General features: G+C 42.5%; 1 protein-coding gene. It reads left to right on the forward strand.

Annotation, left to right across the window (positions count from 1 at the left end):
• Window positions 1–47 precede the first annotated feature (47 nt).
• Window positions 48–872 (forward strand): DUF1365 family protein (locus ACS8FC_RS15935; protein WP_439297487.1); only part of this gene is annotated, 825 nt, incomplete at its 3' end.

Raw genomic sequence — 872 nt, forward strand, 5'->3', positions numbered from 1 at the left:
ATTGCGAATCGTTCTATCATCATGTGCCGTTACCGAAGAGAGTGTCTATGACCGTGTCCACCAAACCTACTAATGATACGTCACGTCATGAACTAGCTTGTGATACTACTGCTTTACCGCATCAATTGCTTGAGGGCACGACATGGCATAGTCGGTTGCTACCTAGTGTGAATAAATTTGTTTATCCGTACCGTTATTGGGGTATCAATATCAGTGCATTGGCCGCAGGACAGGAACTTCCTGAAATTAACGCGGCAGCTTTGGGTGACCATAAGGTTTTAGGGGACTCACACCTGAGCAAGATATTACCAAAGAAGTTATTGGCAAAAGGATTGCCTTTATTTTCAGCCAAGACAAAGGCACTGCAACAATTTTGCCCCAATGATTATCTAGAGGGTTTCAATAGCCTAAGTAATAACGAAAGCCCAAATGACAATGAAAACATAAGTAACAATAAAGATATTGATATCAATTTGCGGTCTAATCAAGCATTGAAGCAGCGTCTAAGCCAAGCATTTGAAAAACATGCAGGTAGCGCGCCTGAAGGCGATATGGTCGGGTTACTTGTCTGCCGTAATGCAGGTATGTATTTTAGCCCGGTCAATTTTTACCTAGGGTTTGATGAGCAGCAGACGCCTACGCACTTATTGGCTGAAGTGTCCAATACACCTTGGGATAAGCGTCATTACTATGGGTTTTTGCTAGAAGGGGAAGAGACTGAGTTTTGTCATGATAAAGACTTTCATGTGTCACCTTTTAACCCGATTGATCAGCTGTATCGCTGGCAGGTGACGGTGAAACGTACACAACAACATACGGTAGATAATCAATCAAATACGGGCTTACAAGTTCGTATTGCTATCAATATCAGT

The sequence above is a fragment of the Psychrobacter sp. 1Y4 genome (genome assembly GCF_051847555.1).